18 protein-coding genes are annotated in these 18430 nt (G+C 59.9%); 15 read left to right on the top strand and 3 right to left on the bottom strand.

All coding sequences use genetic code 11. The annotated features are described in order from the left end of the window. Positions 1–2 precede the first annotated feature (2 nt). From BOH68_RS10975 to zigA, 7 genes are all read left to right on the top strand, one after another. On the top strand, positions 3–332 hold the full coding sequence (locus BOH68_RS10975; RefSeq protein WP_077375537.1) for an urease subunit beta: 330 nt from the start codon (positions 3–5) through the stop codon (positions 330–332). A gap of 102 nt (positions 333–434) precedes the next feature. Continuing rightward, positions 435–2138: an urease subunit alpha gene (gene ureC, locus BOH68_RS10970; RefSeq protein ID WP_077373891.1), complete on the top strand. Its 1704-nt coding sequence runs from the start codon at positions 435–437 to the stop codon at positions 2136–2138. Between the two features lie 48 nt (positions 2139–2186). After that, positions 2187–2807 carry an urease accessory protein UreE gene (ureE, locus tag BOH68_RS10965; protein WP_077373888.1) on the top strand — a complete coding sequence of 207 codons (621 nt, stop codon included), beginning with the start codon at positions 2187–2189 and terminating at the stop codon, positions 2805–2807. Continuing rightward, positions 2797–3498 carry an urease accessory protein UreF gene (locus tag BOH68_RS10960; RefSeq protein ID WP_077373885.1) on the top strand — a complete coding sequence of 234 codons (702 nt, stop codon included), beginning with the start codon at positions 2797–2799 and terminating at the stop codon, positions 3496–3498. Before ureE ends, BOH68_RS10960 begins: the two co-directional genes overlap by 11 nt. 81 nt (positions 3499–3579) lie before the next feature. Then, entirely contained in the window at positions 3580–4218 is a 639-nt protein-coding gene (gene ureG / locus BOH68_RS10955; protein ID WP_077373882.1) for an urease accessory protein UreG, read from the top strand. 104 nt (positions 4219–4322) lie between these two features. Then, entirely contained in the window at positions 4323–4907 is a 585-nt protein-coding gene (locus BOH68_RS10950; protein ID WP_077373879.1) for a HupE/UreJ family protein, read from the top strand. A gap of 287 nt (positions 4908–5194) precedes the next feature. Continuing rightward, the gene (gene zigA / locus BOH68_RS10945) at positions 5195–6439 is read left to right on the top strand and encodes a zinc metallochaperone GTPase ZigA (protein ID WP_077373876.1); all 1245 of its coding nucleotides are present in this window, start codon (positions 5195–5197) and stop codon (positions 6437–6439) included. A gap of 154 nt (positions 6440–6593) precedes the next feature. Here the strand turns inward: zigA and BOH68_RS10940 are convergent, their stop codons facing one another. Next, on the bottom strand, positions 6594–7436 hold the full coding sequence (locus BOH68_RS10940) for a metal ABC transporter permease (protein WP_077373873.1): 843 nt from the start codon (positions 7434–7436) through the stop codon (positions 6594–6596). After that, a complete protein-coding gene (locus BOH68_RS10935; RefSeq protein ID WP_077373870.1) occupies positions 7436–8224 on the bottom strand; it encodes a metal ABC transporter ATP-binding protein in 789 nt (262 codons plus the stop codon). The genes BOH68_RS10940 and BOH68_RS10935 overlap by 1 nt, the downstream gene beginning before the upstream one ends. A 126-nt stretch (positions 8225–8350) precedes the next feature. Here BOH68_RS10935 and BOH68_RS10930 point away from each other — a divergent pair, with 126 nt between their 5' ends. The 6 genes from BOH68_RS10930 to BOH68_RS10905 all read left to right on the top strand — a co-directional run bounded on the left by BOH68_RS10930 (position 8351) and on the right by BOH68_RS10905 (position 14306). Then, positions 8351–9424, top strand: coding sequence for a zinc ABC transporter substrate-binding protein (locus BOH68_RS10930; RefSeq protein WP_077373867.1), 1074 nt, complete (start codon positions 8351–8353; stop codon positions 9422–9424). 91 nt (positions 9425–9515) lie between these two features. After that, positions 9516–9944 carry a DUF4440 domain-containing protein gene (locus BOH68_RS10925; RefSeq protein ID WP_077373864.1) on the top strand — a complete coding sequence of 143 codons (429 nt, stop codon included), beginning with the start codon at positions 9516–9518 and terminating at the stop codon, positions 9942–9944. Positions 9945–10083: 139 nt separating this feature from the next. After that, complete coding sequence (folE2, locus tag BOH68_RS10920; protein ID WP_077373861.1) at positions 10084–10983, top strand: GTP cyclohydrolase FolE2; 900 nt, start codon at positions 10084–10086, stop codon at positions 10981–10983. Between the two features lie 447 nt (positions 10984–11430). Then, a complete protein-coding gene (locus tag BOH68_RS10915) occupies positions 11431–12393 on the top strand; it encodes a TRAP transporter substrate-binding protein (protein ID WP_077373858.1) in 963 nt (320 codons plus the stop codon). A gap of 3 nt (positions 12394–12396) precedes the next feature. Further along, positions 12397–13026 carry a TRAP transporter small permease gene (locus tag BOH68_RS10910; RefSeq protein WP_077373855.1) on the top strand — a complete coding sequence of 210 codons (630 nt, stop codon included), beginning with the start codon at positions 12397–12399 and terminating at the stop codon, positions 13024–13026. After that, positions 13023–14306: a TRAP transporter large permease gene (locus BOH68_RS10905; RefSeq protein ID WP_024952532.1), complete on the top strand. Its 1284-nt coding sequence runs from the start codon at positions 13023–13025 to the stop codon at positions 14304–14306. Before BOH68_RS10910 ends, BOH68_RS10905 begins: the two co-directional genes overlap by 4 nt. A 161-nt stretch (positions 14307–14467) precedes the next feature. On the opposite strand, the gene BOH68_RS10900 is transcribed toward BOH68_RS10905, so the two are convergent. Beyond that, positions 14468–15436: a DMT family transporter gene (locus BOH68_RS10900; protein ID WP_077373852.1), complete on the bottom strand. Its 969-nt coding sequence runs from the start codon at positions 15434–15436 to the stop codon at positions 14468–14470. Positions 15437–15601: 165 nt separating this feature from the next. On the opposite strand from BOH68_RS10900, the gene BOH68_RS10895 reads away from it, so the two are divergent. Together BOH68_RS10895 and BOH68_RS10890 are read left to right on the top strand one after the other, a co-directional pair. After that, positions 15602–16528, top strand: coding sequence for a LysR substrate-binding domain-containing protein (locus tag BOH68_RS10895; protein ID WP_077373849.1), 927 nt, complete (start codon positions 15602–15604; stop codon positions 16526–16528). A 313-nt stretch (positions 16529–16841) separates the two neighbouring features. Then, a complete protein-coding gene (locus tag BOH68_RS10890) occupies positions 16842–18155 on the top strand; it encodes an O-antigen ligase family protein (protein ID WP_258038203.1) in 1314 nt (437 codons plus the stop codon). Positions 18156–18430 lie beyond the last annotated feature (275 nt).

Raw genomic sequence — 18430 nt, 5'->3', positions numbered from 1 at the left:
TGATGATTCCCGGTGAATATCAGGTGGCGGACGGCGAGATTTCTCTCTGCGAGGACCGCCTGCGCACCACGCTCTCGGTCGGCAATAGCGGCGACCGACCGATCCAGATCGGCTCGCACTATCACTTTGCCGAGGCCAATCCGGCGCTGGTGTTCGATCGCGAGGCCGCCCTCGGACAGCGCCTGGACATCGCCGCCGGCACGGCGATTCGCTTCGAGCCCGGGCAGACGCGTGACGTCACGCTGATTCCCTTCGCCGGCAGTCGCCACATCTATGGCTTCCGTGGCGAGGTGATGGGACAGCTCAAGGATGACGGCAGTGTCGAGCGCTGAGCGAGCGACGCCCTTTAGCTCAATGCGTCAGGCAATGGTACTGACAGGCATTTACCTCGGAGCTCATTCAGAGACTGCGGCTCAGGGATCAAGAGGCAACCCATGAAGATAACGCGACAGGCCTATGCTGACATGTACGGCCCGACCACCGGTGACCGCGTGCGTCTGGGCGACACGGCACTGTGGATCGAGGTGGAAAAGGATTTCACCCACTATGGCGAAGAGGTGAAGTTCGGCGGTGGCAAGGTGATTCGCGATGGCATGGGCCAGAGTCAGCGCGCTGATGAGAGCGTGATGGATACCGTGATCACCAATGCGTTGATTCTGGACTGGTGGGGCATCGTCAAGGCGGATGTCGGTCTCAAGGGCGGGCGTATCGCGGCCATCGGCAAGGCTGGCAATCCCGACATTCAGCCTGACGTGGATATCGTGATTGGCCCGGGCACCGAGATCATCGCCGGCGAGGGCAAGATCCTCACCGCTGGCGGTGTCGATCCGCATATCCATTTCATCTGCCCCCAGCAGGTGGAAGAGGCGCTGATGAGCGGCATCACCACCATGCTGGGCGGTGGGACGGGGCCGGCCACCGGCACCAATGCCACCACCTGTACGCCGGGGCCTTGGCATATCGGCAAGATGCTGCAGGCGGTGGACAGCCTGCCGATGAACATCGGCTTTCTCGGCAAGGGCAATGCCTCGCTGCCACAGGGGCTAGAGCAGCAGATTGAGGCTGGGGTGATCGGCCTCAAGCTTCATGAGGACTGGGGCACGTCGCCGGCCTCCATCGACAACTGTCTCACGGTGGCAGACGCCTATGACGTGCAGGTGGCGATCCATACCGACACCCTGAATGAATCAGGCTTCGTCGAGGATACGTTGGCGGCCTTCAAGGACCGTTGCATCCACACCTTTCACACCGAAGGCGCCGGTGGCGGCCATGCGCCGGACATCATCACCGCCTGTTCGCGGCCCAATGTGTTGCCGTCCTCCACCAACCCGACGCGTCCCTACACCGTCAACACGGTGGATGAGCATCTCGACATGCTGATGGTCTGCCACCACCTGGACCCGAGCATCCCCGAGGATGTGGCCTTCGCCGATTCGCGCATTCGCCGCGAGACCATCGCCGCCGAGGACATTCTGCATGACCTGGGTGTCATCTCGATGATGTCCTCGGATTCCCAGGCGATGGGCCGTGTGGGCGAGGTGATCTGCCGCACCTGGCAGACCGCGCACAAGATGCGCGAGCAGCGCGGCCTGCTGGCGGAGGATGCCGAACGCGGCACCGACAACTTCCGCGCCCGCCGCTATATCGCCAAGTACACCATCAACTCGGCCATCACTCACGGCATCGCCCATGAGGTCGGCTCCATCGAGGTCGGCAAGCTGGCGGATCTGGTGCTGTGGTCACCGGCGTTCTTCGGCGTCAAACCGGCCTGCATTCTCAAGGGTGGCATGATCGCCGCCGCCCCGATGGGCGACCCGAATGCCTCGATTCCCACGCCGCAGCCAGTGCATTACCGCCCGATGTTCGGCGCCTTCGGCAAGGCGGCCAGCGCCACACGCCTGACCTTCGTCTCTCAGGCGGCACTCAAGGCCGGTGTTGGCGAGGCCCTTGGACTCGACAGCCCGTTGTCCGCCTGCCGCGACGTACGCCAGGTGCGCAAGCGTGACATGAAACTCAACGATGCCTGCCCGGAGCTCAAGGTCGACCCCGAAACCTACGAAGTCTTCGCCGACGGTGAGCTTCTGACCTGTGAGCCTGCCACCGAGCTACCCCTGGCCCAGCGCTATCACCTGTTCTGAGAGCCTGTTTCAAGAGCCTGTTCTGATTCCCTATTCGAGATTGACGCCATGATGGAACTGATACATCGCCTGCCAGACGCCAGTGGATCAGGCGACCCAGCGAGCGCTCACACCGAGGCGGAGCCTCTGGATACCTTGACTCTGCCGCTGGAGCTGCGCATCCGCGGGCGCTTGCGTGCCACCACGGACGGCGGGCGCGAGGTCGGCCTGTTTCTGGATCGCGGACCGGTGCTGCGTGACGGCGATCGGCTGGCCTCGCGCGAGGGCAAGGTGATCCGCATCCGCGCCGCGGATGAGCCGGTAGTGACTGCCTACATCGCCGCCGGGCGTCCGATGGCGGCGCTCTGCTATCACCTGGGCAATCGCCATGTGCAGCTGGCGATCGGCATGCATACGCCTGACGCTGATGCTGAAGCAAAGGGCGAAACCGGCTGGGTGCGCTTCCCGCCGGACCACGTGCTGGAAGCGCTGGCCGAGCGCCTTGGCGCGACCCTCACCCATCACGAGGCGCCCTTTGATCCTGAGCCGGGTGCCTATGCCCAGGCGGGGCAAGCGCATTCCCATGCTCACGGCCATGACCATAGCCACGATCATGGTCAGTCACATGACCATGAGCACAGCCACGGTCATTCTCACAGCCACTCTCATGAGCACACGCATGAGCACTGATGCCATGGCGGGCCTGCCGGCTCAGGAGGACCTGGCACTGCTGGGGCTCCTGCAGCTGGTGAGTCCGGCCTTGCCCATCGGCGCCTTTGCCTGGTCCCAGGGGCTGGAGAGTGCCTTTGAACTGGGGTGGGTCACTCAGGAGCAGGAGCTTGGCGAGTGGATCGACGGCGTGCTGGAAGATGGGCTCGGCCGTTGCGAACTGCCGTTGCTGGTGCGCCTGCAGCAGGCATGGGCCGTGGAGGATGTGGCGGCGCTCAACGAGTGGGATGGCTGGCTCAAGGCGACACGGGAAACCGCCGAACTCAGCGATGAGGACGCGCGTCTCGGGGCGGCGCTGCTGCGTCTGCTCAGAAGCCTCGAACTTGAACCGCCAGCGGCGCTGATGCCCGAGACACCGGGCTACGTCACGGTGTTCGCCTGGGTGGCGCACCAGCGCGGGGTGCCACTGCGCCAGACCTTGATCGGCTTTGCCTGGGCCTGGCTGGAAAACCAGCTGGCAGTGGCCTGCAAGGCCATGCCGCTGGGGCATACCGCCGCGCAGCGCCTGACCGAGCAACTGCGCCCCCGCGTGGTGGAGGTCGTCGCGCAGGCGCTTGAGCGCCCGGATGCTGAACTTGGCCCGATACTGCCGGGGCTGGCGCTCGCCTCCGCACAGCACGAAACCCAATATTCCCGTCTGTTCAGGAGTTGAGTGAACGCCGCCTGTCCTGAGGCGGCGGCGCCTGAACCGACCGACACGAACGCCTGATATCTCACGAGAAAGGAAGCTGTCATGAAGCATTGTCTACGCGTAGGAGTGGGTGGGCCGGTAGGCTCCGGCAAGACGGCGCTGTTGCGTCAGCTGTGTTTGGCCCTGCGCGATCACTACGACATCGGGGTGGTCACCAATGACATCTACACCCGCGAAGATGCCGATTTCTTGCTGCGCCATGAAGCGCTGGACGCGGACCGTATCCTTGGGGTCGAGACCGGTGGCTGTCCGCATACCGCGATCCGCGAAGACGCCTCGATGAATCTGGCGGCCATCGATGATCTCCAGGCCCGTCATCCAGACATGGAGCTGGTGCTGGTGGAATCCGGCGGTGACAACCTATCCGCGACCTTCAGCCCCGAACTTTCCGATCTCACGCTCTATGTGATCGATGTCTCGGCAGGCGACAAGATTCCGCGCAAGGGCGGGCCGGGCATCACTAAGTCGGACCTTCTGATCATCAACAAGATCGACATCGCCGAGCAGGTGCATGCCTCGCTTGAGGTGATGGACCGCGACTCGCGCAAGATGCGTGGCGAGCGGCCCTTCGTGTTTGCCAACCTTTATGACGGCGTCGGCCTAGAAGAGATCATCGCCTTCATTCTGGATCGCGGCATGCTGCCGGAGCGCCGCCCGGAAAAGCTGGCCGCACAGGCCTGACGGCGCAGCGTTTTCTACCGCTTGCTAAGGATCCATTGTCTCCCGGTAGTCGACACATGACGGATATCGGGTGAATTCATCATCATCTTGTTCAGGAATGACACATGAAGCGTTCTCACTCCGCACTGCTGACCACCTCACTGTTGCTGGTGGCGACCTCGGCCTCCGCACACCCCGGCCATGATGCCCACGGACTGATGGCCGGCCTGACGCATCCCTTCACCGGGCTGGATCACCTGCTGGCCATGCTGGCCATCGGCATCTGGAGTGCACGCCAGTCACGGGCCTTGAGGCTTGTCACACCTCTGCTGATGGTCATCGGCATGCTGGCGGGAGCCGGTATTGCGCTTCTCAGCGGTGGACAGGCGCTGCATGCACTGGTCGCGGAACAGGGCATCCTGCTCTCGGTGCTGGTGTCCGGTGCTCTGGTGGCATTGTTACTGCGGCTACCGACTTTGGCTGGCGCCGTCATGGTGGCCGGCTTCATGGCCTTCCACGGCTTCGCCCACGCGCTGGAAATGCCCGCGGCTGGCAGTGCCATGGGTTACATGGCGGGCTTCGTGGTCGCGACACTGGCCTTGGCGTTGCTGGGCCGTGCAGTGGGTCAGCGCCTGATGGACGTGCCAACCATCGCGTCTCGTCTGGTGGGCGGGGCAGTGATGGCCTCTGCCGTGATGATGGCGGTCTGATCGTCACCTGACATTCTGCTCACGACGAGAAACGCCCCGCTGGCTTGCCAGCGGGGCGTTTTCTTTCTTTCTGATGCTGATGAGTCAAGGAGGTGGGGCGGTTCATCAAAAAATGGCTGACGTAAGATTATGTTATAACGTATCATTTGGCGCATCTGATCATCGAGAAACCAGAGGTCCCCCCACGTCCAGGCACTTACCTGACTCTCGGCCTGACCCTGCGCCGGCAAGGATGCCGTCATGCGCGCACGACGTGGCAATGACCCAATCCATTGAGGTAGAGCCTGATGACTTCCCCCCAAACATCTTCATCGCAATCCCTGCCACAGCCCCTGCCAGTGACCGTGCTGTCCGGTTTTCTGGGCGCCGGCAAGACGACACTGTTGAATCACATTCTGGCCAACCGTGAAGGGCGGCGAGTCGCGGTGATCGTCAATGACATGAGCGAGGTCAACATCGACGCCGCCATGGTGCGTGGCGCACCCGGCACAGGCGGCGAGGTGGCGCTCAATCGCGCCGAGGAGCAGCTGGTGGAGATGAGCAATGGCTGCATCTGCTGCACGTTGCGCGAGGACCTGCTCATCGAGGTGCGTCGGCTAGCCGAGGAAGGCCGCTTCGACTGTCTGGTAATCGAATCCACCGGCATTTCCGAGCCACTGCCGGTGGCGGAGACCTTTACCTTTGAAGGTGAGGATGGCCAGTGCCTCTCGGATGTCGCGCGTCTCGATACCATGGTTACCGTTGTTGATGGTGCCAACTTCCTCACCCAGTATCGCGAGGCGCAGTCTCTGGCGGAAGCGGGGGAAAGCCTTGGTGAAGACGATGAGCGTAATGTCGCCGACCTGCTCGTCGATCAGATCGAGTTCTGTGATGTGCTGTTGATCAGCAAGACGGACCTGCTCGATGCCTCGCAGCTGGACGAGCTGACGGCCGTGCTGCGCTCGCTTAACCCGGAGGCCGAGATTCTGTCCATGACGAAGGGCGCCGTGCCACTGGAGAAGGTGCTGGATACCGCCCGCTTTAGCTTCGATCGCGCGCAGCAGGCGCCGGGCTGGCTGAAGGAGATGCGCGGCGAGCACGTGCCGGAGACCGAGGAGTACGGCATCTCGAGCTTCTCTTACCATGCCCGTGTGCCGTTCCATCCCGAGAAATTCCATCAGCTGCTCCACGGTGACTGGTTTGGTGGCAAGCTGCTGCGCTCCAAGGGCTTCTTCTGGCTGGCCACGCGCCCACAGTTCGCGGGTCAGTGGAATCAGGCCGGTGGCATCGCGCACTATGGGTTCGGCGGCATGTTCTGGAGGGCAGTGCCGGAGGTCGAATGGCCAGAAGACCCCGAGTACCTGGAGTCGATCCGGGAAAAGTGGCAGGAGCCGTTCGGCGACATGCGTCAGGAGCTCGTCTTCATCGGTCAGAATCTGGATGAAGTGCGCATCTGCAAGGCGCTGGATGAATGTCTGCTCGATGACGCCACGTTACTGGCGGGCAAGGAAGCCTGGCGTACTCTGCCTGACCCGTTCCCCGCCTGGGAGTGAGTGACGGCGCCTGAGACCCTGATCTGCTGATATTCGCCAAGACACCCCGCTGATCCGCGATCAGTGGGGTGTCTTCATTGGTGGCGCGTCTATTACGCTCCTGATCGGCTTCGTACTGATCGACAGTCGTGCTGATCAAGATGGGAGGAGGCTGTCACTTTCCACGAGCAGGCGCTTCGCTGCTGGCCTGAGAAACGAGGCGTGAGATGCGTGTCGCGACAGTGCTCAGGGCAAACAGCAGGGTGGCGAGGCACACAATGGTCGGGCCGGTGGGGGTATCAAGCCAGTAAGCCACCTGCAGGCCGCCGGTGGTGGAAATCCCGCCGATGATGGCAGCGGTGATCGCCATGAGTTCGGGGGTATGGCAGAAGCGACGCGCCGTGGCCGCTGGAATGATCAGCAGTGCGGTGATCAGAAGCGCACCGACCACCTTGAGGGCGACCGCGACCACCACGGCCAGCGACAGTGTCAGCACCAGCTGCTCGCGTCGTGGGTTGATGCCGCTGGCTCGCGCTAGGTCCTCGTTGAGCGTGGCGGTGAGCAGTGCTGACCAGCGCCAGCGTATGAGGCCGATGACCAGCAGGCCACCTGAGGTGATGATGGCAAGATCCATCTTGTTCACTGCCAGAATGTCACCGAACAGATAGGCCATCAGGTCGATGCGTACGCCTGGCAGGAAGGAGACGGCCACCAGGCCGAAGGCGAGAGCGGAGTGCGCCATGACGCCAAGCAGGGTGTCCATGGCATAGCCACGCCCACTGAGCAGGGTCACCAGTGTCGCCATGATCAGCGAGACGGCGAGCACGCCGACCAGAATCGAGGTGGACATCAATAGTGATAGGGCTACGCCGAGAATCGCGGCATGGGCCGTGGCATCGCCGAAATAGGCCATGCGTCGCCAGACGACGAAACAGCCCAATGGTGCTGCTGCAAGCGCGACGGCAATACCCGCCAGTGCGGCGCGGACCATGAAGTCGTTCATGAAAGCGTCGAGCATCAGTGCAGTCTCTCTGAAACGGGAGTCGTGGAAGTACGTGGCGGGATGCTGTCATCCAGCGGCGGTGCCGAGTGGCTGTGGTGATGGCTGTGCCGATGGTCATGGCGGTAGAAGGCGAGGGCATCGGCGGTGTCGAGTCCGAACAGGTCCTGGTAGGCCGATGAGGCCATGACACGCTCGGGCGTGCCCTGACAACAGACATGCCCATGCAGGCAGACGACGCGGTCCGAGGCGCGCATCACCACATGCAGCTCGTGACTGACCATCAGGACCCCGCAACCGAGGGTGTGACGGACACGGTCGATCTGACGGTAGAAGTCCGCGATACCTCGGTGATCCAGCCCCTGAGTCGCCTCATCCAGCAGCAGGAGATCAGGGGAGTCGAGCAGTGCGCGCGCCAGCAGAACGCGCTGGAACTGGCCGCCGGAGAGGCTGGCGATCTGCTGCACCTCGGCGCCGGGGATCCCGGCCTGCAGGAGAGCGTGGGCCACGGCATCCAGCGAATGTCGATGTGGCAGGTTAAGAAAGCGCTCCACCGTCATCGGCAGTGTCGGGTCAAGGCTCAGGCGTTGGGGAACATAGCCGATCTTGAGTCCGGGCTGTCGCGTTATGTGGCCACGCGAAGGGGCTATGGCCCCGATGATGCTGCGAAGCAGCGTGGATTTTCCCGATCCATTCGGTCCAACCAGGGTGACGATTTCGCCGCGCTCCACCTGCAGATCGATCGCTTCGAGGATGCGATGCCTGCCAAGCGTGACACAGAGATTCTTGATCGATAACAGCGACATGGGGACCTCTTGGCGCTGAAGAGTTGACGGGGAAGTAACTGTTAATGTTATGTTATAACATATTATGATTGGTCATTGCAGTCTTCGATCTTCCTTCCGCGATATCGCCTCTATTGGAGAACCGTCATGCGCCATCGGTTTTTGCCTTGTCTCTCTCTGCCCCTGATGTTGGCACCTGCCGTAGCAGTGGCCGAGGTGCCCTCGGTCGCGGTGGACATCCCTCCCGTGCATTCATTGGTCTCGCGCGTCATGGGGGAGCTGGGCAGCCCCGATCTTGTCATTCAGCCGGGCGCGTCTCCGCACGGCTATTCCATGCGGACCTCCGAGGCCAGATCACTGGCCGACGCGGATATCGTGTTCTTCGTCAGTGACGACCTGACGCCCTGGCTTGCCAAGGCACGTACGTCGCTGGCGGCGGATGCCGATGCCGTCGAGCTGATGGAAGTGCCCGGTACCCTTCATCTGAACTATCGCGAGGGCGCCACCTTCGAAGCGCATCATCATGATGACGAGGCGTCTTCCGAACATGATAAAGCGCATGGCGATCACGATGAGCATCACGGTGGTGATCATGACGAGCATGGTGACCATGACGAGCATCATGATGGCGGTCACGAAGTCCATGCGGAGCACGACGAGCATCACGGCGGCCATGACGAGCACCATGAGCATGCCCACGATGGCATGAACCCGCATGGCTGGCTGGACCCGATGAATGCGCATCTCTGGTTGGCGGCGATCGCGGAATCGCTGGCAGCGCAGGACCCGGAGCACGCGGACACCTATCGCAGCAATGCCCAGGCCGGACAGCAGGAGCTCGAGGCGATGACGGACGCATTGTCAGCACGCCTCGCGCAGGTGCAGGGCACTCGCTACATCGTCTTCCATGATGCCTACCAGTACTTCGAGCACCGCTTCGATGCTCCGGCCTCCGGTGCCATCTCGCTGGGAGATGCCTCCACGCCCAGCCCGGCTCGCATCAAGGAGATTCAGGCGCGCGTGGCGCGGGACAACATCCAGTGCGTCTTCCGTGAGCCACAGTACAACCCGGCGTTGATCGAGAGTGTCTTCGAGTGGACCGGCGTCAAGACCTCCATCGTCTTCGAGCCGCTGGGTGTCGGGCTGCCGCTGGGCGAGACACTCTATCCACAGCTGATCGAGCGCTTGGGGCAGGGCATCCTGCAGTGTGCCGACGCCTGAGCGATCACGTGACACCTGGGCGGAGAGGCGGCAGGCCCCCGTCTTTTCTTCTAAAACCTCAAGAGCCTCATCCTCAAGGGAGAGCTACAGCATGCCTCATCCGACGTCCCCTCCATTGACGGAACGTGACGCTGAATTCTGCATCAATGCCGCCACGCGCACGCTTGAGCGCTGGGCGATCGCCGTCACTCGCGGAGAAAAGGAGACGCTTCTCTCGCTTTATGCCGAAGATGCGATCCTGGTGCCGACGGTCGCTGATGATGTGCGTGAGAATCGCCAGCAGCGTCAGGCCTACTTCGATGGCTTTCTCGCCAATGAGGCACTGGCCTGCGAGCTGGGGGAGTACTCACCTCGTGTCAGCCGCAAGCTGGGGACCGTCGTGATCGGCGGGCACTACACCTTTGAGTATCGTGCCGCTGACGAGACGGTCACGATACCGGCCCGTTTTCTGTTCACCTTCGAGGAGATCTTGGGCGAGTGGAAGATCACCGGCCATCACTCCTCGCGACTGGCGGGATGAGCCTGCGCTGACGTCGAGTCGTCCGCGCTGTGTTCTTCATCTCTCCTGACACTCCCCACACTTCGGCTGAACTCAGTGCCTGCCTCCCACCGGCGTGAGGGAGGCGACAGTGATGAGAGCCGCTCTGGATATCTGACGAATGACTGCAATACTCCCCGACGTTTCCCTGACCGAGTGCTCCCGCTCCCTGAGTCCCCTGGAGTGGGTGGGCATGCAGGGGATCGATCTGCCCGTACTCATCGAGGAGGGCGATTATCGCCGTGAATTGCATGCCCATGTGGATGCGCAGGTCGACCTGCCGATGCCGCACACCAAGGGCATTCACATGTCGCGCCTCTACCGACTGCTGGATGGGCTGGCGGAGGGCAAGGCGCTGACCCCGGGCAATCTGCAGGAGGTGCTCGCCGCGATGGTGGCAAGCCATCATGACTGCGCCTCGCGCAATGCGCGTGTCAGGCTGGAATTCGCGCTGCTGGTGAAGCGTCCGGCGCTAGTCACGCCGGGGCTCTCTGGCTGGAAGTCGTATCCCGTCATGCTGGAGGCCAACCTGCAAGAGTGCAGGTTCACGTTGCAGGCCAGTGTCACGGTGGGCTATTCCTCCACCTGTCCCTGCTCGGCGGCCTTGTCGCGCCAGCTGATAGAGCAGGCGTTCCTGGAGGCTCACCGCAATGACATCACACTGACCCCGGAGCAGGTCGCCGAGTGGCTCACCCAGCATGCCACCCTGGCCACACCCCACAGCCAGCGCAGTGAAGCACTGGTTCAGGTCACGCTCAAGCCTGAAGCCAAGGATCTGGGGCTGATCGGGTTGATCGATGCCATCGAGCAGGCCGTGGCGACGCCAGTCCAGACGGCCGTGAAACGCGCCGATGAGCAGGCGTTTGCGGCGCTCAATGGTCAGAATCTGATGTTCGTCGAAGACGCCGCACGCCGCTTGATCAATGGTCTGTCGATCACCGACGGCGAAGCGCATGTCCATGTGCGCCATATCGAGAGCCTTCACCCCCACGACGCCGTCGCCTGGGGGCGCCGTGACTGAGTGACGGCCAGCCGCACTCTTCTTCCCATTCTGTTGAGGCCCTGGCATCTCTGATGCGCCTGCAAGCCCTGCCGATAATATCGGCGGGGCTTTTGGCTTTCCAGGGACTCCAGATTGATGAAAGCCTCTGATGTCACACATGCCAGTTGCTGTTGGTGTGGTTTGCCATCCAGTCCAGATGGAGTCAGAAATGGCGAATTGTTGCGTATTTTTCTAGACAAAGGTCTATTTATGCGGCGGAGTGATTGACCTTTGCGCCGGTTGGCGACTAAGTTTTGCTTCATCTGGTATGGTTTGCAGTCCACTTTGGGAGGTGGGACTTGATCGTGAAGCCCTGAGCCTTCCTCGCCACACGCTCAGGTCCGGACCGTTCAAGTAGCAAGCCAGGCCCGATACGCCCATCTCCAGAATCATAACAATCAAAGGGATTCGACAATGAAGCGAGCCATGCTTGCCGCCACACTGTTAGCCGCCGCCTTGGGTACCACAACCGCGCATGCAGAGAAGATCGTATTTGCCATCGGAGGGAGCCCCAACAGTCTGCAGGGCCAGACTGCGCAACATTTCGCCGATAGTCTGCAAGCTCGACTTGGGGATGAGCATCAAGTCGAGTACTACCACAGTGGCCAGCTGGGGGATGAGCGCCAGCTGATCCAGAAGCTGCGTCTTGGCACGGTCGACCTGGCCGCGATTTCCTCGGTGATGTCGTCCGTATCGCCTAGCTTTGCGCTGTTTGACATGCCTTTCATGGTCAAGGACCGCGAGCATCTCAAGCGTATCGATGATGAGATCGTAATGACGGATCTGGCCGAGGATGCCAAGGCCAAGGGCCTCAAGCTGGTCTCCACCTGGGAGAATGGCTTCCGTCAGATCACCAACAATGAACACCCTGTGGTGCAGCCGGAAGATCTGGACGGACTGAAGCTGCGCACCCCGCAGAGCGAATGGCGTACCGGCATGTTCACGGCGTGGGGGGCCAATCCGACACCGATGGCCTTCTCGGAAGTCTTCGTGGCACTCCAGACTGGGGTGGTCGATGGCCAGGAGAACCCGCTGTCCAACATCGATGGTGCCAAGTTCCAGGAGGTCCAGAAGTACCTGTCGCTCTCCAATCATGTCTATTCGCCCATCTGGCTGACCAGCAGTCAGGTCGGCTGGAGCAAGATGCCCGAGGACGTGAAGGCCGCGATTGCCGAGGTGTCCGCCGAGACCCAGAGTTGGGCCTTCGCCAAGGGTGCAGAACTGGATGAAAAGCTGCTGGCGAGCCTCAAGGCCGGCGGCATGGCCGTCAATGAGGTGGATCGGGATGCTTTCGTCACCGCGAGTGCGCCGGTCTATCAGGCGTTCTCCGACAAGGTCGACGGTGGCCAGGCGATGGTTGACCGGGCCATGGCACTGGCCAAGGAGTAAGTCATGAGCTCGCATTCCCATGCGGCCAAGGCAACCTTCCCCACCGAGAGTGGGGAAGGACTGACGGCCACGGCTGACCTGACGCTGCTGGACAGACTCAATCGGGTGGTGGAACGCTGCCTGGAAGTGTTCACTGTCGGGTTGCTGCTCTCGCTGACGGTGATCGTGCTGGCGGCGGTGGCCTTGCGTACCTTCGGGGGCTCCTTGCCCTGGTATGACGAGGTCGCCTCGATCAATCTGGCCTGGCTCAGCTTCTATGGCGCTGGCCTGGCGGCTCTGAAGCGTTCCCATATGGGCTTCCCTGGTCTGATCACCAAGGCGCCCATCGCATTGCGCAGTGCGCTGTTTATTACCTCTGAGCTAATCGTGATCGGATTCTTCGCCGTGGTGGGCTGGTTCGGCTATCAGGTATTGGACGTGCTGGCCTGGGACTCCCTCATCGCCTTGCCGACCATCGGTCTGGATTTCACCCAGTCGGTGATTCCGATCAGTGCGGCGCTCTTCATTCTGTGTGAACTGCTGAGTCTGCCTCATGCGTGGCGCAAGATGTGTGCAGGCGTCAACAGCGAAGAGGAAGAGATCGCGGAAGCCATCCGTCTCGCCGAGCAAGACCTCAAGGAGCACCGTTCATGACGCTACTGATCATTATCGCGGCGCTGTTCGCACTGGTGTTGATCAACGTGCCCATTGCGGTCGCCATCGGCACCGTCGGGGTCGTCGGAGTGGTGATCTTCATGGGCGTGGACGCGCTGGTGAACGTGCCGCTGACGCTCTTCAATGGCGCCACCAAGTTCCCGCTGATCGCGATTCCGTTGTTCATTCTGGCCGGCGCGCTGATGAATACCTCGGGCATCTCCATGCGACTGATCAACCTCGTCACGGCCATGGTCGGGTTCGTGCGCGGTGGTCTGGCCATGGTCAATGTCGGGGTATCGCTGTTCTTCGCCGAGATTTCCGGCTCTGCGGTGGCCGATGTGGCTGCGACGGGTTCGGTGCTGATTCCCGAGATGAAGAAGCGCAAGTATACACCGCAGTTCTCGGCGGCGATCACGTCGTCTTCGGCGTCGCTTGCCATCATCATCCCGCCGTCACTGTCGATGATTCTCTATGGCGCCATCGCGGACACGTCCATCGTCAAGCTGTTCGTCGCCGGCATTATCCCGGGGATTCTGGGCGGTCTGGGGCTGGCGATGCTCTGCTATTACTACGCCCGCAAGTACGATATGCCGCGTGAGGCCGCCTTCTCGCTGTCGACACTCGGTAAGGCATTCCGCGAGGCCTTCTGGGCCCTGACGCTGCCGGTCATCATTCTGGGCGGGATCTTCGGAGGCTTCGTGACCGCTACCGAAGGCGCGGGCATCGCCGTGCTGGCGGCGCTGGTCATCGGTGGGCTGGTGTATCGTGAGCTGAACCTGCAGGTGCTGTATCGCGCGGTGATCGATGGCGTGATCCAGACCTCCGTCGTGATGCTGCTGGTCGCCACGTCCGCAGTGCTGGGACTGTTCCTGACCGAGATGCAGCTGCCGCAACAGCTGGCCCAGGAAATCACTGCGATCACTACGGACCCGGTAGCTGTGCTGGCGTTGCTCAATATCCTGCTGCTGTTGTTGGGGATGTTCCTGCATGGTGCCGCGGCTATCATCTTGGTAGTGCCGATCGTGATGCCACTGATCCAGCAGATCGGGATCGATCCCATCCACTTCGGCCTGATCCTGACCCTCAATCTGGCCATCGGTCAGCAAACGCCGCCCGTGGCTTCGGTGCTGGCCACCTCATGCTCCATCGCCAAGACGGACATGTGGGAGACCACCAAGGTCAATCTGCCGATGATATTCGTGCTCTTCCTGGTGCTGATGCTGGTTACCTACGTGCCGGCGATTCCCATGAGTCTTGTCGAGCACTTCTATGGTTAAGCGCTATGGCTGAGAGCAATGGTTGAGAAGGCAGGGAGGGAGGCTGCCCGCCAGACACGCCAAGGCCGCCTAAAAGGGCGGCCTTGGCGTGTCTGAAATAGGCGCGTGAAGTCCGCGGTGTATGACCATCAGCCAGGCCAGGTTTCATCAGGCGGGGTATTTCACTGCTCCGGCTCAGCAATAGGGTTGCCTGGTGGTATCTGCCGAGGGCCGGACACACGCTGCTCGGCGCGCAGCGCCCACATGACACCGCCGAGAATCAACAGCATGCCCAGCACTTCATTGGTCTGCGGCCATTGCCAGGCAAGCAGATATCCGTAGAGCAACGCACAGCAGGTCTCGAAGACAATCATCTGGCCGCCTACCGATACCGGCAGGCGCTGGGCCGAGGAATTCCACAGGGCATTGGCGATCCAGGAGCCCCCGACCGACATGAACAGGGCTGCAGCAGCGAAGGCCAGCCAGCGTTCAGATGAGAGCTCCAGCGGCAGTATCCGCGGTTGCAAGACGGCGACCAGCACAAGAATCATCACTGCCACGACCCCGGTCGCGATGCCTTGCAGGGTGGACCACTCTCGCGCGGAAAAACGACCGGCCTTGAGCTGCTGGGCATTGCGCAGCGCGAACCATGCCCAGGACATCACACCGAGTGAGCCACACAGCACGCCGATAAGATCTCGCCAGTCTCCCGCGCCCTGCAGGAAGCGAAGCAGAACAGGCACGTTCATGCAGACGATTCCCACCCCGATCAGCGTCAGGGACAGGCTCACGGACAGGCGGCTCGCCTGAATATGGCGTCTCCCGATCAACATCACCGCCACCGGCACCAGCCCGTTGATCAATGCCGCAATGGCCACGCCGGCATATTGGACGGCAGCCGTCAGCAGAATGAAATACGCCACATTGCCTGTCAGCGCCAACTCCAGCAGCAAGCGGGTATCGCGCGGGGTGAGGCGAGAAGACAGGCGGCGAGCATGGGGCAATGCGATCGCCGCGGCAAACAGTCCATAGAGCCCGAAACGCGCGCAGCTGATGACCACTGGATGGATGTCGCCAAGCAGTGATGGCAACACGATGACGCCTCCCCAGAGGGCGCCTGCCATGCCTGCATGGACTATTGCTTTCTTCATGATGAGTCGCCCTTGTCTTGATCAGGGGGGTACTTTAATGCGTTACTTCGTGATGAAGCAGCGAATTTTCCGCATCAAGACATTCCATTCAGGAATGTATGGCGCGAGGGCTGTCATAAATACTTTTCTCGAGCTCAGACACTAATACAGACACAGGGAGCCCTCATGGCAGGACGTTTTCGTCATCTTCCCTCGCTGGAGGGTCTCGCAGCCTTCGAGTCGGTGAGTCGATTGGGAAGCTTCACCCGAGCCGCCGATGAGCTATGCCTGACTCAGAGCGCCATCAGCAAGCAGATTCGGGCGCTGGAAGCGTCGCTTGGCACGTCGTTGTTCGTGCGCAAGGCGCGCGGTGTCACGCTCTCCACTGCGGGAATGCACTACCAGCAGCACATTCTCCCGGCCTTACAAGGGCTCGAGATGGCCGGGCAGCGCCTACGCGCGCTTCAGCACCCTGATACCGTCAGCGTGCTGGCAACGCATGCTGTGTCCCAGTATTGGCTGTTTCCCTGCCTGTTGAGCTTCAGCGCCGAGCATCCCGAGATCACCGTGCACATCCACGCCAGCAACGAGATGGATGCCAGCATGGTGCCGGACCATGATCTCGCGATCCTCTATGGCGACGGCGGATGGCCAGCGCTAAGTGCCACGCCGCTGATTCACGAAGATATCTATCCTGTGGCGCACCCAGATGTGATTAAGGAGGAGGTACTTTCGCTGGAAGAGCTAGCCCAGCGCCCGCTGATTCAGCTGGTCTCCTCCTGGAACTGCATGGACTGGTCTCACTGGTTTGCCCACTTCGGTATTCGCTACCGTCCACCCAAGTCCGACATCACCTTCAATCAGCTCACACTGACCTATGCCGCCATCCAGCGAGGTGCTGGCATCGGGCTGGCATGGGACTTCATGGCGGCGGACGCCATCGCCAAGGGCGAGCTGGTACGTGTCACGGATCATCGCGCGATCACCGGTCTTGCGGAGCATCTCGTGTTTGATCTCGAGCGACCGCTCTCGGCCTCCGCGCGATTGTTCCGGGATTGGCTGATCGCCAGGGCTGAGGAGGGCGGTGCACATAGAGGAAAAGCAAGCCCCTAGCAAGAGACCCAAGCCCTGCAGCTAAACCCTGTTGACGCTGCGAGTACTGGAGGTATGCCCGTATCAAGAATGAGATGCACTAATGCACTAGTAGTTTGGCGTTAGGCTTGGTTTTGACATGGCGGTAGTTGCATTGCTAACCCTTCAGGTTTGTTTACATTGTCGTGCTCTTTAGAATTGTGTAAAATTCAGCGTCCAGAATTGTAGGGCGACAATGAAGCCTGAAAAGATTATCAAAAGCACATTTCTCAGAGCTTTCTGATATACAAAATTAAAGCCAAGTTTTAAAGTCCCCGAGCCAAGAAGAGTTATCATGCAGCCTATAAAGAATTGGTATTCATTAGAGGATAGCCTCGAGCCCCGTTGGCTGGCTTGTATAGGCATCTTGTCATTAATTTTATATTCCTCAATGCAATTTTTGATCCCTGAAATACAGGGAGCAGTCGAAAAAGTCTTGGTGCTAACGGGCTTAATAGCATTTTGTTTATATGGAAAAGGAATACGCAAAGCTCCACTATTATTGTTGATTGGTTTTCTTTGCTTACAATTTTTCTCGTGGACACTAGGGTTGTGGCAATATCCTCAGTGGGCGATTGATGATCCTAGACTTCAAGATCTGGCCAGGTTATTCATTTTTATCTGTGTTGCTTGGTGGTTGAAAGGTAGTACACGGAATACACTTATTGTATGGGGGCTGGCTGTAGCTGGAATCTTGCTAACGACATTGATCGCACCAGATGATGATGGGTGGCTGACGGGATTCACTGGTGAGAGAGTGGGATTTGGCATCCGTAACAACCAGCATGCATCCATGTTGTTTGGGGTTTCGCTATTGGGTTTGCTCTGTTTTGCTCGTCGCTTTTGGAGCGACGGTAACGCGCGGTATTTGAGAATAGCGCTTTGGTGCCTGGCGATGGTGATGGTGGTGACTGGCATCGCCGTTGGTCAGACAAGAGCCGTCTGGCTTAGTGCCACGATTGCGAGTGGCATTGGTCTAATTCTGTGGATTATCAAGTCCGTGCTGGAGGGTAGAACCAGACATTTGACAAAGTATCTCGTCACAATTCTATTATCCATTGTAATCGGGGCAGGGGTACTGGTCTCTACACTGGGAGACTCTCTCAATCATCGCTTCCATAAAGAGAGCAGTGTGATATCTCAGTTGGTAGATGGCGAAATCACGGAAGTTCCTTATACAAGCATCGGCATTCGTATCAATAGCTGGATCGCGGCGAGCCAGTGGATTGCGGAACGCCCGATGACAGGGTGGGGACCTGAAGGCCGTCAGTTGGTCATGTCGGAAACGACTTGGCTGCCAGATTGGGTACTGGCAAAATATGGCCACCTGCATAATTACTTCCTTGAAACCTGGGTCGAATATGGGATTGTTGGACTTGTCGCGATGTCCCTATTGGCATTCTGGATTGGCCGTGCCACCTGGCTCGCATGGCGGGGTAATGCGATGCCTAATGACATTGCCTGCTTCGGTCTGATGTTCTTCATCTATTGGATGATAATCAGTAACTTTGAATCCTATAATTCATTCCCGACAGGCCTGTTTGTGCATAACCTGATTGTCGGTGGTTTGGTAACGCATTACTGGCGCTGGAAAATTCGAAAATATTGAGTGTATGTATCCATAGTAAAAAAGCACTTCGGTATATCCGAAGTGCTTTTTTATTAAGAGTTCTTTGATCACTCGATCGGACAAGCATCAATAAAGACTATTTTCTAAATTTTACATTATGCGCTTAAAGTTATCTTTGGTCTTGTATGTAAGCTGGATTTACTCCTAATCTCTGGCCTAATACGTCAGAATTGTGTATAATCGATGAAGCTTTTATGAATCTATACCGCTATTTTTGTGCATCGATCAAGGAACTGTTTCAATTCTTACGGCTC

Origin of the sequence: Cobetia sp. MM1IDA2H-1 (genome assembly GCF_002916775.2) — a bacterium.
Lineage (GTDB): Bacteria > Pseudomonadota > Gammaproteobacteria > Pseudomonadales > Halomonadaceae > Cobetia > Cobetia marina.
Note: the sequence above shows the minus strand (reverse complement) of the source record. Positions and strands in the feature narration are given on the sequence as shown.

What these genes read in the sequence shown, in the direction of transcription:
- BOH68_RS10975 (WP_077375537.1), top strand. Translation starts at nt 3, where the DNA reads ATGATTCCCGGTGAATATCAGGTGGCGGACGGCGAGATTTCTCTCTGC.
- ureC (WP_077373891.1), top strand. Translation starts at nt 435, where the DNA reads ATGAAGATAACGCGACAGGCCTATGCTGACATGTACGGCCCGACCACC.
- ureE (WP_077373888.1), top strand. Translation starts at nt 2,187, where the DNA reads ATGATGGAACTGATACATCGCCTGCCAGACGCCAGTGGATCAGGCGAC.
- BOH68_RS10960 (WP_077373885.1), top strand. Translation starts at nt 2,797, where the DNA reads ATGAGCACTGATGCCATGGCGGGCCTGCCGGCTCAGGAGGACCTGGCA.
- ureG (WP_077373882.1), top strand. Translation starts at nt 3,580, where the DNA reads ATGAAGCATTGTCTACGCGTAGGAGTGGGTGGGCCGGTAGGCTCCGGC.
- BOH68_RS10950 (WP_077373879.1), top strand. Translation starts at nt 4,323, where the DNA reads ATGAAGCGTTCTCACTCCGCACTGCTGACCACCTCACTGTTGCTGGTG.
- zigA (WP_077373876.1), top strand. Translation starts at nt 5,195, where the DNA reads ATGACTTCCCCCCAAACATCTTCATCGCAATCCCTGCCACAGCCCCTG.
- BOH68_RS10940 (WP_077373873.1), bottom strand. Translation starts at nt 7,436, where the DNA reads ATGCTCGACGCTTTCATGAACGACTTCATGGTCCGCGCCGCACTGGCG.
- BOH68_RS10935 (WP_077373870.1), bottom strand. Translation starts at nt 8,224, where the DNA reads ATGTCGCTGTTATCGATCAAGAATCTCTGTGTCACGCTTGGCAGGCAT.
- BOH68_RS10930 (WP_077373867.1), top strand. Translation starts at nt 8,351, where the DNA reads ATGCGCCATCGGTTTTTGCCTTGTCTCTCTCTGCCCCTGATGTTGGCA.
- BOH68_RS10925 (WP_077373864.1), top strand. Translation starts at nt 9,516, where the DNA reads ATGCCTCATCCGACGTCCCCTCCATTGACGGAACGTGACGCTGAATTC.
- folE2 (WP_077373861.1), top strand. Translation starts at nt 10,084, where the DNA reads ATGACTGCAATACTCCCCGACGTTTCCCTGACCGAGTGCTCCCGCTCC.
- BOH68_RS10915 (WP_077373858.1), top strand. Translation starts at nt 11,431, where the DNA reads ATGCTTGCCGCCACACTGTTAGCCGCCGCCTTGGGTACCACAACCGCG.
- BOH68_RS10910 (WP_077373855.1), top strand. Translation starts at nt 12,397, where the DNA reads ATGAGCTCGCATTCCCATGCGGCCAAGGCAACCTTCCCCACCGAGAGT.
- BOH68_RS10905 (WP_024952532.1), top strand. Translation starts at nt 13,023, where the DNA reads ATGACGCTACTGATCATTATCGCGGCGCTGTTCGCACTGGTGTTGATC.
- BOH68_RS10900 (WP_077373852.1), bottom strand. Translation starts at nt 15,436, where the DNA reads ATGAAGAAAGCAATAGTCCATGCAGGCATGGCAGGCGCCCTCTGGGGA.
- BOH68_RS10895 (WP_077373849.1), top strand. Translation starts at nt 15,602, where the DNA reads ATGGCAGGACGTTTTCGTCATCTTCCCTCGCTGGAGGGTCTCGCAGCC.
- BOH68_RS10890 (WP_258038203.1), top strand. Translation starts at nt 16,842, where the DNA reads ATGCAGCCTATAAAGAATTGGTATTCATTAGAGGATAGCCTCGAGCCC.